Below are 17,331 nucleotides of genomic sequence, written 5' to 3' on the forward strand. Positions count from 1 at the left end.
GAAAGTAACAGCTATCGAAGAAAGTGAACATATATCAATCTTTATAAGATGATTAAACAACCTGTATAGAGGTGTACTAAATGGCGAAAAAGATTGCTCTATCTTGGAGCGGCGGCAAAGACAGCTGCATGGCTTTAAAAAAACTAGTAGACGCTAATCATCAAGTGGTTTCTCTTATTACAACGGTTCCTAAAGAGCTGGAGCGAACATTTGCTCATGGCGAAAAAACAGAAATGATTCAAAGACAAAGTAATTCTTTATCTATTCCTTTGCACTTTATTCGCTGTTCATTCGATGATTATACCGAATCGTTTATTCAAGACTTAATTCAATTAAAAAATCAACATCATTTAGATAGTGTCGCTTTTGGGGACATTTATCTTGAGGGTCATCGGGAATGGGGAGAAAATGTGGCCGCCGCGGCTGGATTAGAAGCTCTCTTTCCCCTTTGGTGCCAACAGCAAGACAGCCTTAGCCTGCTTTCCTCCTTTATCCAATCGGGGCACAAAGCAGCCGTTATCCGCATACGGGAAGACTCACTAGATGACTCGTGGCTCGGAAAAGAACTGGATGATGACTTTTTTAACAACATTCAGAAGCAGACTGTTTGCCCACTTGGAGAAAACGGGGAATATCATACATTTGTTTATGACGGACCTCTCTTTCAGTCCCCTGTATCATTTACTCGCGGACAAGTCCTTTCAGAAGGTGCCAGCAAGCGGCTAGAGATCCATCCGCTCGTTTGATGAATCGGTAGGCAAAGGGGGGTTCGGCGATGCCAAAACGTGTACAACAGACAGAAAAAAAAGCGTTTCTTTATATCCTGTTTTCCCTTGCTTTATTTATTTCGCTCATTAGTTTTTTTGACTTCTTTACTTCTATATATGAGCCCTTAAAAGGCAATTTCAGAGTGATTCATTTAGTGTTGGAGCTTATGAGTATCGCCGTCTCAGCCATTATCGCAAGCAATGGCTGGGTGGCCTTTACCCATACTCTCGCTATGAATCGCCTGCTATTTTCAAGCGCCTTCATCGCTGTAGCCTTTTTTAATTTAATGCACATTTTGACGTTCGATGGAACGACAGCCTTTATCGAAATTCATGTTACTTCCTTAACAGTGTGGTTTTTGATACTTGGCCGTCTAGTTGAATCTATTTCCCTTACCTTTATTGTGGTTTATTCTTGTAAAGGGGCCGCCCCGCGTTCACTGCGCTGGCTAACTTATAACGGCTTCCTGTTGTTAGCTATTGTCACTTCTATCATCGTCATCTTGTACGCCGATCATTTGCCGCTTCTCTTAAAAGATGGAAGACCCACACTAGTTAAAACGGCAATCGAGTACTTTTTTATCATCATTCACATTTTAATTTTAATAAAAGCCTTCACCATTTACAGAAAAGAGAAAAAGATAGAGTTTTTACTTATTATCCTTTCCTCCTATTCTTTAATTCTTTCTTCTTGGCTAATGACCATCTATCTTTCTCCTGATGGCTATCGCAGCTTTGCTGGACATGTCTTTAAAGTATTAGGCTATCTTTTTCTTGTGAACATTATTTTTAAAGTCAACATCGAACATCCATTTGAGCAAGTAAAGGAATTTAGCAAAAGAAATCAGCTGCTGCTTGATAGTGTAGGAGAAGGAATCTATGGACTTGACAGTGAAGGACGCACGATATTTATTAATAAATCCGCTCTTCGTATGCTTGGCTATACAGAACAAGAAGTAATGGGCCGAAAACTCCATTATTTGATCCACCATAAAAAAGAGAACGGATTCCCCTCACCGCCTAGGGAATGTCCTATTTTTAGGACGAACTTGGATGGACGTAACCGCAGACAGGAATCTTATTTCTGGCGTAAAGATGGAACAGGCTTTCCTGTTATTTTAGAAGCTCGTGCTCTATTACAAGATGACGATATTATCGGCACGGTCACGACATTTATAGACTTAACAGAAACACGAAAGCTAAAAAAGCTTGAGTTAGAAAAACAGGCCGTTGATGTTGAACTGGAGCTCGCCGCAACTGTTCAGCAGTCTCTTCTTCCGAAATTTGAACATATTCCTCCAGGTGTAGACCTCGGTGGAGTTAGCGTGCCGTATCGAAAATTAAGTGGAGACTTTTATAAGGCCGTGTTTCAAGGAAGCCAGCTCGTGTTCGGAGTAGCGGATATATGCGGCAAAGGGGTTCCCGCCGCTATTGAAATGGCAATGATGACTTATTCCATGGAGCAGTTTAACCATCTGAAAGTAGAGCCGCATCATGTAATGGAAAGCTTAAATCGCTTTGCGGTCAAATATATGAGCGATTCTTCCTTTGTCACGATGTTTTTCGGCAATTATGATATCCGCACCTCTATTTTTTCATATAGCAATGCCGGTCATGAACCAGCTTTATTATTTAGAGAGCGTACTGGCGAGTTTTTTGAATTGTCGACCAACAATCCCATCCTCGGTATCATGGAAAATTCCGTCTATGAAACGAAAGAGATTCATATAGAATCTGGCGACATTCTGCTTCTTTATACGGATGGCTTAACAGAAAATCGAGCTTCTAATTCTCCTGATGATAATAAAAGGCTGCGGCGGCTTTTACTCCATGCCGACCGCACACTTTCTGCGCGAGAGCTTTCGAAAACACTTCTGCGTTTAATGAATCAAGACGGTCATCCTATTACCGACGACCAAACGTTATTAATATTTAAAAAACTATAAAGAATCAATAGTTATATACCATCAGGCTGATTGAAAACGCTTGTCTTTCAGGGCGCGAAACCTGACAGGGAGCAGAGTGACCATCAAGTCATGAGCACGCAGGCAGGCGAGCAACAAAGAAAGCGAGCGCTTGCCAACAGCCTGAAGAGCCGACAATTATTTGTCGGCTCTTCTTTTGTTACTTACTGGTCTTTCTACTGCATCAACAGGCTTTCCTTTAAAAAACTCTTTCTTGACGAGCTGAATGCCTAGTTCTTTCGCTATTTTCTTTAAGTCCCGCTCTTCCCTTTCCGTTATGAGCGTAATAACAGTGCCGGCCTGGCCGGAACGCCCTGTCCGCCCCGCTCTATGTGTGTATTGCGTTGCATCTTTAGGCATATCAAACTGCAGCACATGGCTTAATCCTTTAATATCTAAACCTCTCGCTGCCACGTCTGTCGCAAATAGTAACGTTAGCTTCCCCTCTCGAAATTGCTTTAAGGCATTTGCCCGTTCTTGTTTCCCTAATTCACTGTGAAGAATGCCATTGGTAAATCCCTTGTAAGCAAGCTTTTCTGAAAAAACATTGACTTCGCCAATATCTTTAACAAATGCCAGCATTCTCTCTGGGTCAAAGCCGCGCATAATCCGCTCGACGAATATGTTTTTCTCTCGGCGGTCGCACACAAAATAAAAATGGTCCACTTGAGAAGCAGGCAACTCTTTCTTTTCAACCTTAATCACCTGAGGATTTTTCATCCACTCTTTTGCCAGAACAGCTGTTTTTTCCGGCATCGTCGCTGAAAATAAAACAAGCTGACGATCCTTCATGGTGGACTTAATAATGGCTTCTAGCCCCTTTATATGCTCTGGAACGAGCAATTGATCCCCCTCATCTAGAACTAATAGCTTTACTTCATGCATTTTTAATTTTTTCATTTGAATAAGCTCGTGAATTCGTCCTGGCGTGCCAGCGACGACTTGCGGCTGTTTTTTCAGCTTTTCCAGCTGACGCTTAACATTCGCTCCACCGATAAAAGCAGCACTCGTAATGCCGCCGCCCCACTGGCGAATTTCATCGGAAATCTGCATAACAAGCTCCCTTGAAGAAGCGAGAACAACTGCTTGTACAGCTTTTTTAGCAGGATCCACCTTTTCAAGCAGCGGCAGTAAATAGGCAAGTGTTTTCCCTGTACCGGTCGGCGACTCTGCAATGACATCCGCCCCCTCAAGAATAACAGGCACTGCTTTTTCCTGAATAGGCGTCGGTGCTAGAAAGCCTGCTTTCTCCCAAGCTTCTTGTAAAAATGGTTTCATTGTATTTAAAGCAGAAAATTGTGTAGTCATATAAACTCCTTTTTCTTCACCGCTCTTACTGGTGTCGTTGTTCTTCCATTATGAAAAACTTTTGTGATTTTCGCAATCCCCGGCTAAAAGGTTTTAACTCCTAAAAAAAGTGGAATGAATGTTTAGGCAGTTTTTTAGATTATCAGCTAAAGGAGAAAAAATAATGAACAACAAGAAATCACTTAAAATAACGCACTGTCGCTTTCTCAAAAAAACGCTCACAGCTTTTTTATTGTTCACCTCTACCCTTCTTCCTGTGACTGCGTCGGCGGATTCTGAAAAGGGAACGATGATGATTCTTTCCTTTGATGGAATGCGGCATGACTTTGCGGAGAAATACATAGAGGATGGCAGCATGCCCCACTTAAAAAAGTTAAAAAAAGAAGGCTCTTATGCTGAAAACATAACAACCGTTTTCCCTTCTTTGACGGCTGCTTCTCATGCCTCTATTGCGACGGGGGCTAAGCCGGAAAAAACGGGCTTCGTCAGCAACGAATTTCATTATAAAGGACGTAAATTAACGAATACGAAAGATGCTTTCAACGCAACAATCAAGGTAGCTCCTCTTTGGAGAGAAGCTAAGCGGCAAGGAAAAGTAACAGCCGCGGTCGGATTCCCTGGCTCCAACCCAAAACAGAAAAATGAGGCTGACTATTCCATTTATTATGGGAACGTGCTTGCTGAAAGTGATTATCGTAAGCTCCATTTTAAACCAGTGAAGCACTTGAAAAACGCACCTAAGAGCTTTTCCGAACCTCAAGCTGCAGCGATAAAAATCAAGTTAAAAGGAAAGAAGGATGTTCTTTTACATATTCTAGCCATTGATTCTTCAGATAATAACCAAAAAGATTATGATCGTTTCTATTTATCTGAGAATCTATCTTTTTCGAAACAGGCAGCTTCTGCTAGTCTCAATAAATGGGGGCATATGCCTTTGCACGTTAAAAATGCCGATACAGCTGGATTTATATTTAAGGTAAAAGGCAGCAAGAAAACACTGGACGATATTAAACTTTATCGAACAGCAGTAACGACTGGGCAGATTAAAGGTCCCGACGGCTTTAAAGAAGAAATTGTCAAGCAGTTCGGCTTTTTTCCTGATCAAGATGATCTCCCTTCCTATCAGAAGGGCTGGATTTCACGAAAGGAATATGAAGAAATTAACGAAAACTTCTCTAACTGGATGCTAGAAACCTCGTTATTTATTAAAGAAAAATACAAGCCAGATTTGCTTATGTTTTACGAACCGCATATCGACTTGGAGGAACATACATTCTTGTTAACGGACCCGCGCCAGCCTGGTTACAGTAAAAAAACAGTGGAACAATATGAGTCTCACATTAAATGGGCGTATAAGCAAGCCGATGACGTAATCGGGAAAACGATGGATGCTATGACAAAGGCAGATCAATTATTTATCGTCTCAGACCATGGGATGGAGCCCATTCATTCACGCTTATCACCTAACTATGAGCTGAAGAAGGCTGGTCTTCTACAGGTTGATGAAAAGGGAAACGTCGACCTTTCGAAGTCAAAAGCATACGCTGTAGCCAGTGGATCTATCGCTCATGTGTACATTAATTTAAAAGGTCGAGAAAAAGGCGGGATTGTCGAGCCGAAAGAATACGAGGACGTCCAAAACCGAATCGCACAGGCATTTAAAGAGATTAAAGACGAAAGAAAATTAGCTTCCCGGAAAGAATTATTAAAGAGTCATTATAAAGAGTGGCGTCACGGCGAACATGGATGGGATGAAACAAAGGATACGCTCGTTAGCTTCTTTGACATCTTACGAGATAGGAAAGAAAATCCTTACGAAAAAATTATGGAAACAGACCGAAAAAAGGCTGACAGCTTCAATGATCCAAACGCTGGAGATATCGTGTTAGCAGCAGCCCCTGGTTATTTGATGGGCAAAGATGCTAAAAAAGCTATTGAACCAACAGTCGAGCTTGGCAGTCACGGGGGCAACCCAGAGAGAAAAGAGCTTGAGCCTGTCTTCTATGCTTATGGAAAAGGGCTCAGCCATGGCAAGATAAAGAAGCATATATCTACTATCGATATTGCCCCAACTGTTTATGAATTAATGGATCTCCAACCTCCTGCTTTCATAGACGGAAAACCGATTAAAGCATTAGTAAAAAAACAGACCCATTAATTGGGTCTGTCTTTTTATGTTATCGATAAAGTCTCTTTGGGAACAAGTTGCAAATCCTCGCTAGAAGTGACAATTTTAAGCACCTCAGGTAGGTGAAAGCGAGCGTTTGTCAATAGTCTAAAAAAACAGGCCTGTTCATTAGGCCTGTTTTTTCACATGGATTATAAACCTCTATTGTCGAGGCGATTATCTGAATTCAAGCCGTCGAGATCATGATCTCCGCGCATGACCATCCGATCTGTGCCTGTTCCTAAGTCATGAGTATCTCTGTTGACGACCCCTGCATCACGGTCTACTAATACAAGCATTTTTCCTTCTTTTACATACTCATTGTAGCGGTCTGCATCCTCTTCTGGAATGCCGAGACCGATTAAAGCACCAGTTAACCCTCCAGCTCCGGCTCCAGCGGCTGCACCTGTAAGGCCAGCTACAATTGGACCAGCTGCTATAATCGGACCGATCCCAGGAATAGCAAGTGCTCCAGCACCAGCAGCTACACCCGCCAAACCACCGAGGATGCCTCCAGTAGCCGCTCCTGTTGCTGCTCCTTCTTCAGCTTTTGTATCAGTTGTTTCTTCTACATATTCTACGTCATCACGTTCTTTACTAATAACGGAGATTTCATCTGCACGATAGCCTTGGCGTTTTAAATCCTCAATTGCCTCTACAGCTTCTGTATGATTATCATAAACACCAACAATTTGTTTTTCGTTACCATGATTCATCATATTGCATTCACTCCTTTGTTTTTTCGTTGTACATCCCCTGTTTTCCCCGTTCACTAAAACCTAAACAAAAATATTCAAAGGTTTAACCTTCCTTTAAAAACGGGTATTTATTCATTAAATAATAATGGAGGTGGCCTAATGGCTAAAGAAATTAAAAAAGGATTCGGTAAAAATAATATGAATAATCCGGATCAAATGAAAACCGATAAAGAAAGCCTATACGATAAATTCGAGAGTGAACAAACAGTAGATTCTATTCCGTTAGAAGATTTAAGAATGGAGCAAGAAGAAGAAAAAGACAAGCATGCCACAAAAGATAATTCCTCAAGTGAAGAAAAGTTCCCTGGGTAAATCTGCCGGATATACGGCAGATTTTTCTTTTTTCCTGCTATAATAACTAATAAAGTTTTTATACAAGAAGGGCGGCTTATTGTGAGTGGTTCCAGAGTTTATTTCATTTTAACGGCGATCATGCTAATGTGGGGAATCAACGTATCCATTATTAAAATACTAGTGGAGCACTTTACGCCCGTTACCATTACAGCATGCAGAATTTTTGCAGCGGCGATCACGGTCTTTCTTACGCTCGGGATACTTGGCAAAGTTCGCTGGCCTCGTCACAATGAATGGATTTACATAGTTGGCGGAGCCTTCCTTAGCGTCGTGGGCCATCATTATTTTTTATCAGAGGGCCTATCGAAAACAACAGCGGCTAATGGCGGCTTAATCCTTGGGCTTGGTCCGCTGCTGACAGCTATTCTGTCCATGGCTTTATTAAAACAGCGGCCAACCAAAATCCGCCTTCTCGGTTTTCTCCTCGGTGGTGCCGGGGTCAGCTTTACCGTTCTTGCCGGCAGTGGAGGCGTTACAGCGGCTTCGACAGGAGATTTTAACGTTTTTTTGTCGATTTTATCGCAAGCACTGAGCTTTATCGTCATCAAAAAGGCAGCCGAAACATTGGATCCGCGGCTGTTAACCGGGTACATGCTGCTAATTGGTTCTGTCATTCTCTTTCTAATCAGCTTATGGAAAGAGCCATGGGGACTAGAAAGTCTGACGAATGGATCCCCTGCTGTTTGGACTGCTTTCTTCTTTTCTGCTATTTTGGCGACCGCGCTCGGCCACATGGTCTACAACCGGGCCATTGGACAAATTGGCGCCGCAGAGGCCTCTATCTTTTTAAATCTAAATACCTTTTTCTCTTTAATCGGCGCCTCCCTATTTCTTGGAGAGGCCATTTTGCCAGCTCATTTCATCGGCTTACTGCTTATTGTTCCCGGTGTACTGCTCGGCTCCGGCTCACTAGAGGAATGGATGCTTCGCCAGCGAAGAAAATTGCAGCAACGATAAAAGGCAGCGCATGATGCGCTGCCTTTTACCTTGACACAAATTCATTGCCTGTTACCCAAAACCTCCACGGATAATCCTTTGCCTCTCCCGAATTGTCGATGCCGATGCGCGGACCTGTTGAAATGTCTTTAGGTGTGAACCCTTTTCCGATATAGAGTGGCGGTTCATCAAAGCGGCGGCCGTAATCTTCCATTGTGATTCCTAATGCTTTCGTTAATTTTCCCGGGCCGCTCGTTAAGTTTTTCAGCGAGGTTCCTCCCCTTCTTTCAATCATTAAATCAATTCCTTCATAGGGCTCTACTGCTCGGATGAGCACCGCTTCAGGTATATCTTTTTCTGCAGATACAACGTTCACAAGACAGTGTGTATGCATAACATACGTATATACATGTCCTGCGTCATGAAACATAATTTCTGTTCGCTTCGTTCGGCGATTATTAAAGCTGTGTGCAGCCCGATCCATAGGCCCCTTATAGGCTTCCGTTTCTACGATAAATCCCGCTGCTGTCCCTTCTTCCGTTTCTTTTACTAATAAACAGCCTAGCAGCGACTCAGCTAATTGCAGCGTGGGCTGCTGAAAGAAAGACTTCTCTACTGGAATAAATTCTACTTCCTGTTCCATGTTAACTCCTCTCTTCTCTCTATGTTTCGTTATTCAGCTTTTCCCTTGCCTTGTTATAAAAAAACAAACCTTTCCAGTGTTTAAACTATTCTTTGTTTCTAGTCTATATAGCGTGTTTTATTTTCTTCGTGAATAGGCTGTGCTTTTCGCATCAAAAATAATCTAAAATAATTCGAAAATAGAGTGTTCGAACTTTTTTACCGATATTTTTTCGTTAGATCGTTTACAATAAAGGGTAGAGTTTATAATACATAATGGAATGAAGAGGAGGAACATAGATGGAAATTATCGGATGGATCAGTTTAGCTATTGTAATCGGGGCGCTTATTTACCTCGGCATTTCCGGATTTAGCATTTATAAATCAATGAAGCCAAAAATCGATCACCTGCAAGCGGTATCAGATCGTCTGAAGACGAAGCAAGAGGCGATTCAGGCAGAAGCAGAAAAATTAAAAGCGACACAAGAAAACATTAAGCAAGATATGGAAGAAAAAAAGGAAGCTGTGTTATTTACAGTAGATGCAGCCAAGCGGACACCAGAGTCGCTTAAACAGCTCGGAACAGCCCTTAACATCATGGCGGAAAACGTAAAATTAAAACTGCCAATCCCTAAGCGGAAAAAGCAGACAGAAAGTGTTTAATTTCGATATAGCAACGTCGTTTTTTCTCCATTCTGATTGAAGCATTTATCTTTCAAGGTACGGCAGCAGGATGACTATAAGGGCCTTGCACACCGAAAGAAAGCGAGCATTTCTCAACAGCATAGCACATAAAAGAGCAGTCCAATCAGCAATAGAATTGGGCTGCTTATTTTATTGATATACGTGTTAGCAGTGGAATTTAAATGCCTGTTTTTATACCAAAACCTACTAAAAGCAAGCCCGTTGATTTTTGGAATGCCTTCTGGAATTTAGAGTTGTTCAACCATTTTTTTGCGTAATCAATTAAACTAACAAGAAATAAAAACCACAATACAGCGAGCAACGTTAGAATTAAGGCCAATACAATCAATTGCTGATTTACATTTTCCTTCAAATTAATAAATTGCGGCATGATTGTTATATAAACCAAAACAGTCTTTGGGTTAAGAACATTACTAAGCAGTGCTTGCATAAAGGACTCTTTATTATGCCGATTTGAAAACTCCATAGGGGCATTGGCTTGAGCTTGAATCTCCTTTAAAGAGAAGGCGCTTTTGGCAAAAAAACTTTTGATACCCAAATAAATTAAGTAAGCAGCCCCCAAATATTTAATGGCATTGAAAAGAATCACAGACTTTGCAATGACAACAGATAATCCGAGAATAGCAATTAACGTCCAAAAAGAAAGTCCTGTTGCCATCCCAAGAACGGTATAATGCCCAGCTTTTTTTCCATAGCGAAGCGTATTCTTCACGAGGAGCATAGTATCTGCTCCAGGTATAATAACCATCATTGCAGCAATTGATATGTATGTTAGTAAGCTACCCATACTATTTCTCCCTCCCCTTTTTATAGTGACTACTCAGGTAACTACTTTTTGAAAGTATATCAGATGCTCTTGGAAAAAATCAACAGCTTTTGTTAGAATATCAATTACAAAGTGTGCAACTAAGTTTGTGTTGGAGGGCTTATGAAAGGAAACATTTTAGCAATATTAAAAAATCTAGATTTTACTGAATATGAGGCGAAAGCCTATCTTACTTTGCTGGAAGAATCACCGCTAACCGGCTATGCAGTAGCAAAAAACTCTGGTGTGCCACGTTCAAAAATTTATGAAGTTCTAGACAATCTCGCTATGCGCGGAGATATTCTAGTTAGTCCTGGAAGCACACCACAATATACGCCTGTTCCTGCCAAGGAGCTAATTAAAAGCCGTCGAATAAAAGCAGAAGCAAACCTTCAACTGGCTGAAAAATCATTGGCGGAGTTTGAACGTTCTGCAAACGATCGTGAGAACATCTGGAATATCACGGGACGCAATGAAATACTCGATAAGGTAAAAGCTTGTATAGTATCTGCTCAAAAAAGAATTCTCTTAGAGGTTTGGAAAGAAGAATTTGAAGAGTTGGAATCTGAACTAAGACAGGCATCAGAAAGAGGGGTCGATGTAACCATTATTGCTTATGGAGAAATCGTCTCTGATTTTGCTAACGTCTATCTCCATTATATGGGTCATAAAATTACAGAAGAGTATGGCGGAAGATGGATTGTTATTAGCGGGGATGATTCAGAAGTAGTAGCAGGGATCGTCTCATTAGGCAAGGATAGCCGTGCAGCCTGGACGATGCATGTAGGTTTAGTCATGCCTATTACAGAATTCATGATTCACGATTTATATCTCATGGAAATTATGGAGAAACACAAAGACCTTTTAGAAGAAAGTTTTGGGAAAAACCTCGTCAATTTGCGTCGCAAATTTTCCATCCATCCAGACTTTAAAAAACATTATATCAAATAGATTTGTGCTGTTTTTGCCTGTTCTTCTTGAATTAAATCAGCTAATAGAAGCTAATCAGTTATTCTATTATAAGGCATAAAAAAACGCTCAGAGAAGAAGAGTTCATTCTGAGCGTTTTTTTGTTAATCTTTTGTGATGTTATCTTTCCAATACGATTTTGTGCTCCAAAACCGAATTGCCTAGGTTTCATCAGATTGTTTTTCATTTATTTGTAACTCACAACGCTTCCAATGAAACAAATTTCTTTGTGAAATGAACCGCCGCGGTTATATTCTACATCGTCGTTTATGGTAAACCTAAACGACCTAAGCCCTGCCTTCTCTTAAGTCCTTGCGGCTCCGAAGCCGCTCCAGTGTGAATAAGTATTACATTTAAAACATAGCAGAACGCCAATTATATTTATATAAACGTCATAAGTTACTTTATCCCTGAACAAAAAATTATATCATTCTTTTTAATTTTTGTCAACTGTCATTCAAATAAAAAGACAGCCCATTTTACTTCCCAACGGGCTGTTCTGATCTTTACACATGCTCTGGATCTTTATATCGTGTTTCTAACACTTTCTCTTGCATGTAATTGTGGAAGAACCATTCACCAACTCCTAAAAAGAAGGCAACAGCAAGTGCGTTAACCAAGGCACCAGCACTATTATCCATTACGTTACCCATTATCCATAGAAGTAACGTTGCTAGAACAATATCACCAAGAACAGCTAGTGAATTTCCGGCAGCCGGCAAGACCATCAGATCGCCGAGGATATACGAGACGGCTGTTAATACTACTCCCATAATAAGGATATCTGTTACTGGAGTATCCATAATCACTCCTAAAGCAATATACAGAATAGCCGTGAGAGCTACAAACTTTATGAGGACCGCAGTTAGATGATGTCTGCTCATATTCTCGCCTCCTTTCCCGGGTTAATGCTCCGTTACAATTACACATTTCCCTCATTGGTGACAATTATTCCTATTTTTTCTCGACTTTTATAAAAAGGATACCTAATAATCCATTAAGACCAATAAAAAACTGCTGCCGGAAATGATCCCATCACTTACGGCAGCAGTTTCTTTTGTTTTTATTCTTTCCTTGCCATTGCCCCTTCTGGAGTCCCTATAGCAAGGAACGCTTTAATCATGCCGTATGTTATATGATCGGGCACCTGCTCTTTAATTGGCTTTAATCTCTCTCTCCCTGCTGCCTGTACAGCTTCCTGCAGCAACGGCCAATCTTTTTCAGGGACCATCAGTGACAGGTCAACCTTCATCCCCTCGTCGGCACATTGCAGTAAATGATTTTCAATGGTGCTGACGGTGAGCTGTCTTTGTTCGGCAATTTCTTCTACTGGCAACTTTTGAAGATGCAGTTCGTATGTGTCCAAGTGAGATTGACCGACTGCTTTTTTCTTTGGAGGCGCTACTTCAGCTTCTGTATCCTTTTCTCTTTCAGGATGGTTTTTACAAAAGTCAGAGATCGCCTCCATAAAGAGCTGTCCATAGTTTTCAAGCTTCGTGCTTCCAACTCCACTTACTGTAAGAAATTCAGCTTCTGTCTGTGGCAGCTTTAAACACATATCCTTTAGTGTCCGGTCCGAAAAAATGACAAAGGGCGGAACACCCGCTTCATCGGCGAGCGCTTTTCTTAAAGCTCGCAATTCTTCAAACAACGGATCATCCGCTGTAATTTGTTTTGTCTGTACAGCTTCTTTTCTTTCAACACGCCGCTCACCGAGAAGCACGTCTTTTCCCTTACTCGTTACAAAAATAGTAGGGTACGTACCATGCTCGACACCAAGCAGCTCCTGCGAAATTAAAAACTCAATAAAATTGGTGACTTCTTTAACACTTTTTTCTTTCATAATGCCGTATGTTGACAGCGTATGAAAGCCAAATTCGATAATCTTTTTATTTTTAGATCCTGTTAATACTTGGGCAGTAATTGATTTCCCGTAACGCTGCCCCATCCGGATGACGCACGATAATACCATTTGCACCTCTGTCGTTACATCTACTGCCGTGCGTGAATCCGTGCAGTTACTGCAGCGGCCGCATGGTTCTGCCGCTTCGTCGCCGAAGTATTTTACAATATAACTTTGCAGACAGCTTTCCGTATGGCAATAATCAATCATCGATTGCAGCTTTTCCAGCTCTTGGGGAATGCGGTCTCTTTCAAGAGATTGGTCAATTAAAAAACGCTGTGTCTGCACATCCTGTGATGAATAAAGCAGAATGCACTCACTGTCCAGCCCATCTCTTCCTGCCCTTCCTGCTTCCTGATAATAACTTTCCATATTCTTTGGAAGCTGATAATGAATCACATAACGAATATTCGACTTATCAATCCCCATGCCAAAAGCGTTCGTTGCGACCATAACAGCAGCCTGATCGGTTAAAAACCGATCTTGTTCACTCGCTCGCTCTTCATCACTTATTCCCGCGTGATAGCGGGCAACTGAAATATTATTCTTGCTCAATCTCTCATACAGCTGGTCAACTGTTTTTCTTGTAGCAGCATAAATAATGCCTGCTTCCTTTTCATTTTTCGCCAGGTAGTCTTTTATAAAAGCGAGACGGTCTTGTCCCTGAATAACAGAAAATGATAAATTCTCTCTTTCAAATCCCGTCATGACTGTATTGGCTTCATCAATATTTAGCAGTCGACAAATATCTTGACGTACTCTCGGAGTGGCGGTAGCCGTTAAAGCCAGCACAGCCGGATTTTGCGGCAAGGTCTCCGTAAAGCGCTGAATTTGCCGGTAGCTTGGCCGAAAATCATGTCCCCACTGTGAGATACAGTGAGCCTCGTCCACTGCCACGAGCGGAATCGGCATCTCCTTTAAGTCTTCTATGAACGTATAAGACTCCAACCGTTCGGGAGCAATATATAAAAGCTTGTATTCCCCTTGTCTCGCGGCGATCATCGTATCGCGTACTTCAGCCGCACTAAGGGAACTATTAATATAGGCAGCAGGAACCCCTGCCTCTAGCAAAGCATCTACTTGATCTTTCATTAGTGAAATTAACGGAGAGATTACGACGGTCATCCCAGGGAGAACAAGAGCCGGGATTTGATAGCACATCGATTTGCCTCCCCCCGTTGGCATTACACAAATCGTATTTTTCCCCTCAAGCACTTGGCTAATTGCTTGCTCCTGCCCGCTGCGAAAAGCAGAGTAGCCAAAATAAGATTGTAATAATTGCCGCGCTTGTTGGAGCATACTCACACTTCCTTCGTTCTTTTTCCCAATTATAACATGTTATCTGAGTCTCCCTTCGCTTTTCATGATGGATTTATGTGGTTGATTTCACTATAATGAGAAATAACTATAGGAAAAACAGAAAGGCTGGTAGCAATTTGGAACACAATTCATCAAATTTTATTAAAACGATTATAAAAGAAGACTTAGAATCAGGAAAACGCGACCGCGTCGTTACCCGTTTCCCGCCAGAGCCAAATGGTTACCTTCATATCGGACACGCCAAATCAATCGTTATTAACTTTGGACTAGCAGATGATTTTAACGGCAAAACAAACTTGCGCTTTGATGATACCAATCCATTAAAAGAAGACCAAGAATATGTAGATGCGATCAAAGCAGACGTCCAATGGCTCGGATATGAGTGGGAAGAACTCCGCTTTGCTTCTGACTATTTTGAGGAAATGTATAACCGCGCTATTTTGCTTATTAAAAAAGGCAAAGCGTACGTAGATGATTTAACAGCTGACCAAATTCGTGAATACCGCGGAACTCTTACAGAGCCAGGAAAAGAAAGTCCATATCGCAATCGGACAATTGAAGAAAATCTCGACTTATTTGAACGCATGCGCAAAGGTGAATTTGGAAACGGAGAAAAAGTACTGCGTGCGAAGATTGACATGGCTTCACCAAACATTAACTTGCGTGATCCTGTTATCTACCGTGTATCTCACGCATCACATCATAATACTGGCGATAAGTGGTGCATTTATCCGATGTATGCCTTTGCTCATCCATTGGAAGATGCTATTGAAGGAGTTACTCACTCTCTTTGTACAACAGAATTTGAAGATCAACGCCCTCTTTACAACTGGGTGGTAGAAGAATGTGAGATGGAGCACCAACCGCAGCAAATTGAGTTTGGCCGCCTGAATATTTCTAATACAGTAATGAGCAAACGAAAACTAAAGCAACTCGTTGATGAAGGAATTGTCGATGGCTGGGATGACCCCCGCCTGCCAACTATTTCAGGTCTTCGCCGGAAAGGCTACACTCCTGCTGCTATTCGTGAGTTTGTAAAGGAAACAGGCGTATCTAAAGGCTCTGGTGTCGTTGATGAAGCGATGCTTGAACACTTCGTTAGAGAAGACCTCAAGCTGACGGCACCGCGCACAATGGGCATCTTAAAGCCTTTAAAAGTCGTTATCACGAACTACCCGGAAGATCAAGTGGAATGGCTGGATGCAGAAATTAATCCAGAAAACCCGGAAATGGGAATGCGGAAAATTCCATTCTCCAGAGAGATTTACGTCGAGCAAGAAGACTTTATGGAGAATCCGCCGAAGAAATACTTCCGCCTGTTCCCTGGCAATGAAGTCCGTCTAAAGCATGCTTATTTCATCAAATGCGAAGAAGTCATTAAAGATGAAAACGGAGAAGTGATCGAGCTTCGTTGCACATATGATCCAGAAACGAAGAGCGGCTCTGGCTTTACAGGCCGAAAAGTAAAAGGAACGATCCACTGGGTCGATGCCAAACACGCTTTGCCGGCAGAGTTCAGACTGTATGAACCGCTTATTTCAGACGCTGATGAAGCAGAAGGAAAAACATTCCTTGATTACGTGAACAAAAATTCGTTAGAAGTGGTTCAAGGCTTTATTGAGCCAAATATGGAGAACGTCAAGCCACACGATAAATTCCAGTTCTTCCGACACGGTTATTTTAATGTCGATCCAAAGCATACGACAAAAGAAAAGATTGTCTTTAATCGGATTGTTTCCTTGAAAAGTTCGTTTAAATTAAAATAATAAAACAAAAAGCCACCCATGGAGGGCGGCTTTTTGTTTTATCTTTATTGCCATTCAGGGTATAGCTGCTGTAGCCGCAGCACTGCCTGCTCTTTCATTTTTGCTTCGCACATGATATCCACGTCTCTTCCGCCTAGCATTTGTACGAAAGCTTCAAAATCTTCTTCTAAAATATAGTCATGATGGGCTGGATCAACCGCTGCATTTCTGCCGGAGCTAATGTGCATTTTCGGTGTTTGCCCGCTAGGCCAGGACTGGAACACACGCGTTAAAATCGCTTCCGGATCGCTTTCTTCTTCGTGATTGCAGCGATGATGATGAATATCAAAGCAAACGGGTACCCCTGTCCGTTCGTGAAGCTCTAATACATCTAGTGCCGTATAGGTCTTGTCGTCATTTTCAATCCGCAACACGGCTTTTATTCCTTCAGACAGCTTGTCATAATTTTGTACGAACCTTTCCTTTGCTGTTACTTTATCACCGTAAGCCCCTCCAACATGAAGAATCATATCGGTGCCGCCAATTAAATCCAATATTTTTTGATGATACGCAAGTTCTGCAACAGAATTCATCACAACTTGCTCTTTAGGGGAATTTAAAACTGTATATTGGCCTGGATGGACAGAAAATCTTACATTATGCTGCTCCCCCATATGCTTAATTTCATTTGTTAAAGCAACGATATCCTCATCTTTGTCCCACTCCCACATTACACTAGGATGGCTCGCAAAAGGAATGAGTTCACTGCTTAATCGGAAAAAGAAAATACCATTTTCAATATTCCAGCGCACTACACGAAGGACTTCTGTTAAGTTGTGAATAGAGAGCTCTTTGACTTTTTTGATGCCTTCTATTTCGACTGTTTTTAGCCGGCATGTTTTGAACCTTGAAGGCAGAGTAGTGTTAATGCATGCATATCCAAGTTTCATTTGTCCGCCTCTTTTTGCGATGAATTTTAGATTAACTCTTTCCCTGCTGTCTTTAGATA

Annotated in this window: 15 protein-coding genes; 8 read left to right on the top strand and 7 right to left on the bottom strand. The window is 41.7% G+C overall.

Annotation, left to right across the window (positions count from 1 at the left end):
- Positions 1–80: 80 nt before the first annotated feature.
- Both A8F95_RS17460 and A8F95_RS17465 read left to right on the top strand, forming a co-directional pair.
- Complete coding sequence (locus tag A8F95_RS17460) at positions 81–746, top strand: Dph6-related ATP pyrophosphatase (RefSeq protein WP_065411698.1); 666 nt, start codon at positions 81–83, stop codon at positions 744–746.
- A 29-nt stretch (positions 747–775) separates the two neighbouring features.
- The gene (locus A8F95_RS17465; RefSeq protein ID WP_065411699.1) at positions 776–2,713 is read left to right on the top strand and encodes a SpoIIE family protein phosphatase; all 1,938 of its coding nucleotides are present in this window, start codon (positions 776–778) and stop codon (positions 2,711–2,713) included.
- A gap of 156 nt (positions 2,714–2,869) precedes the next feature.
- On the opposite strand, the gene A8F95_RS17470 is transcribed toward A8F95_RS17465, so the two are convergent.
- Positions 2,870–4,039, bottom strand: a complete 1,170-nt coding sequence (locus A8F95_RS17470; protein WP_065411700.1) for a DEAD/DEAH box helicase — start codon at positions 4,037–4,039, stop codon at positions 2,870–2,872.
- Between the two features lie 163 nt (positions 4,040–4,202).
- On the opposite strand from A8F95_RS17470, the gene A8F95_RS17475 reads away from it, so the two are divergent.
- A complete protein-coding gene (locus A8F95_RS17475) occupies positions 4,203–6,197 on the top strand; it encodes an alkaline phosphatase family protein (protein WP_176713740.1) in 1,995 nt (664 codons plus the stop codon).
- 161 nt (positions 6,198–6,358) lie between these two features.
- On the opposite strand, the gene A8F95_RS17480 is transcribed toward A8F95_RS17475, so the two are convergent.
- Positions 6,359–6,925 (bottom strand): general stress protein, encoded by a 567-nt coding sequence (locus tag A8F95_RS17480; RefSeq protein WP_245671419.1) that lies wholly within the window; start codon positions 6,923–6,925, stop codon positions 6,359–6,361.
- A gap of 138 nt (positions 6,926–7,063) precedes the next feature.
- Between A8F95_RS17480 and A8F95_RS17485 the strand changes: the two genes are divergently transcribed.
- Both A8F95_RS17485 and A8F95_RS17490 read left to right on the top strand, forming a co-directional pair.
- Positions 7,064–7,276 (top strand): hypothetical protein, encoded by a 213-nt coding sequence (locus A8F95_RS17485; RefSeq protein WP_065411701.1) that lies wholly within the window; start codon positions 7,064–7,066, stop codon positions 7,274–7,276.
- A gap of 81 nt (positions 7,277–7,357) precedes the next feature.
- Positions 7,358–8,275 carry a DMT family transporter gene (locus tag A8F95_RS17490; RefSeq protein ID WP_065411702.1) on the top strand — a complete coding sequence of 306 codons (918 nt, stop codon included), beginning with the start codon at positions 7,358–7,360 and terminating at the stop codon, positions 8,273–8,275.
- A 25-nt stretch (positions 8,276–8,300) separates the two neighbouring features.
- Here A8F95_RS17490 and A8F95_RS17495 read toward each other — a convergent pair whose 3' ends face one another.
- A complete protein-coding gene (locus A8F95_RS17495; RefSeq protein ID WP_065411703.1) occupies positions 8,301–8,897 on the bottom strand; it encodes a DNA-3-methyladenine glycosylase in 597 nt (198 codons plus the stop codon).
- A 278-nt stretch (positions 8,898–9,175) separates the two neighbouring features.
- Between A8F95_RS17495 and A8F95_RS17500 the strand changes: the two genes are divergently transcribed.
- Positions 9,176–9,538 carry a DUF948 domain-containing protein gene (locus A8F95_RS17500; RefSeq protein WP_065411704.1) on the top strand — a complete coding sequence of 121 codons (363 nt, stop codon included), beginning with the start codon at positions 9,176–9,178 and terminating at the stop codon, positions 9,536–9,538.
- A 199-nt stretch (positions 9,539–9,737) separates the two neighbouring features.
- On the opposite strand, the gene A8F95_RS17505 is transcribed toward A8F95_RS17500, so the two are convergent.
- A complete protein-coding gene (locus A8F95_RS17505) occupies positions 9,738–10,367 on the bottom strand; it encodes a homoserine/threonine efflux transporter (protein ID WP_065411705.1) in 630 nt (209 codons plus the stop codon).
- Between the two features lie 141 nt (positions 10,368–10,508).
- On the opposite strand from A8F95_RS17505, the gene A8F95_RS17510 reads away from it, so the two are divergent.
- Entirely contained in the window at positions 10,509–11,336 is an 828-nt protein-coding gene (locus A8F95_RS17510; RefSeq protein ID WP_049660275.1) for a TrmB family transcriptional regulator, read from the top strand.
- Between the two features lie 524 nt (positions 11,337–11,860).
- On the opposite strand, the gene A8F95_RS17515 is transcribed toward A8F95_RS17510, so the two are convergent.
- On the bottom strand, positions 11,861–12,238 hold the full coding sequence (locus tag A8F95_RS17515) for a DUF2512 family protein (protein ID WP_049660274.1): 378 nt from the start codon (positions 12,236–12,238) through the stop codon (positions 11,861–11,863).
- Positions 12,239–12,417: 179 nt separating this feature from the next.
- Positions 12,418–14,556, bottom strand: a complete 2,139-nt coding sequence (recQ, locus tag A8F95_RS17520; RefSeq protein WP_065411706.1) for a DNA helicase RecQ — start codon at positions 14,554–14,556, stop codon at positions 12,418–12,420.
- Positions 14,557–14,693: 137 nt separating this feature from the next.
- Here recQ and A8F95_RS17525 point away from each other — a divergent pair, with 137 nt between their 5' ends.
- On the top strand, positions 14,694–16,343 hold the full coding sequence (locus A8F95_RS17525; protein WP_065411707.1) for a glutamine--tRNA ligase/YqeY domain fusion protein: 1,650 nt from the start codon (positions 14,694–14,696) through the stop codon (positions 16,341–16,343).
- Positions 16,344–16,387: 44 nt separating this feature from the next.
- Here the strand turns inward: A8F95_RS17525 and uvsE are convergent, their stop codons facing one another.
- Positions 16,388–17,272, bottom strand: coding sequence for a UV DNA damage repair endonuclease UvsE (gene uvsE / locus A8F95_RS17530; protein WP_065411708.1), 885 nt, complete (start codon positions 17,270–17,272; stop codon positions 16,388–16,390).
- Positions 17,273–17,331 lie beyond the last annotated feature (59 nt).

This window comes from Pseudobacillus wudalianchiensis, assembly GCF_001685015.1.
Lineage (GTDB): Bacteria > Bacillota > Bacilli > Bacillales > Domibacillaceae > Pseudobacillus > Pseudobacillus wudalianchiensis.

Bases quoted from the DNA above. Each gene is read 5' to 3' on its own strand.
- A8F95_RS17495 (WP_065411703.1), bottom strand. From the start codon at position 8,897: ATGGAACAGGAAGTAGAATTTATTCCAGTAGAGAAGTCTTTCTTTCAG.
- recQ (WP_065411706.1), bottom strand. From the start codon at position 14,556: ATGCTCCAACAAGCGCGGCAATTATTACAATCTTATTTTGGCTACTCT.
- A8F95_RS17500 (WP_065411704.1), top strand. From the start codon at position 9,176: ATGGAAATTATCGGATGGATCAGTTTAGCTATTGTAATCGGGGCGCTT.
- A8F95_RS17475 (WP_176713740.1), top strand. From the start codon at position 4,203: ATGAACAACAAGAAATCACTTAAAATAACGCACTGTCGCTTTCTCAAA.
- A8F95_RS17465 (WP_065411699.1), top strand. From the start codon at position 776: ATGCCAAAACGTGTACAACAGACAGAAAAAAAAGCGTTTCTTTATATC.
- uvsE (WP_065411708.1), bottom strand. From the start codon at position 17,272: ATGAAACTTGGATATGCATGCATTAACACTACTCTGCCTTCAAGGTTC.
- A8F95_RS17510 (WP_049660275.1), top strand. From the start codon at position 10,509: ATGAAAGGAAACATTTTAGCAATATTAAAAAATCTAGATTTTACTGAA.
- A8F95_RS17485 (WP_065411701.1), top strand. From the start codon at position 7,064: ATGGCTAAAGAAATTAAAAAAGGATTCGGTAAAAATAATATGAATAAT.
- A8F95_RS17480 (WP_245671419.1), bottom strand. From the start codon at position 6,925: ATGATGAATCATGGTAACGAAAAACAAATTGTTGGTGTTTATGATAAT.
- A8F95_RS17515 (WP_049660274.1), bottom strand. From the start codon at position 12,238: ATGAGCAGACATCATCTAACTGCGGTCCTCATAAAGTTTGTAGCTCTC.
- A8F95_RS17505 (WP_065411705.1), bottom strand. From the start codon at position 10,367: ATGGGTAGCTTACTAACATACATATCAATTGCTGCAATGATGGTTATT.
- A8F95_RS17470 (WP_065411700.1), bottom strand. From the start codon at position 4,039: ATGACTACACAATTTTCTGCTTTAAATACAATGAAACCATTTTTACAA.
- A8F95_RS17460 (WP_065411698.1), top strand. From the start codon at position 81: ATGGCGAAAAAGATTGCTCTATCTTGGAGCGGCGGCAAAGACAGCTGC.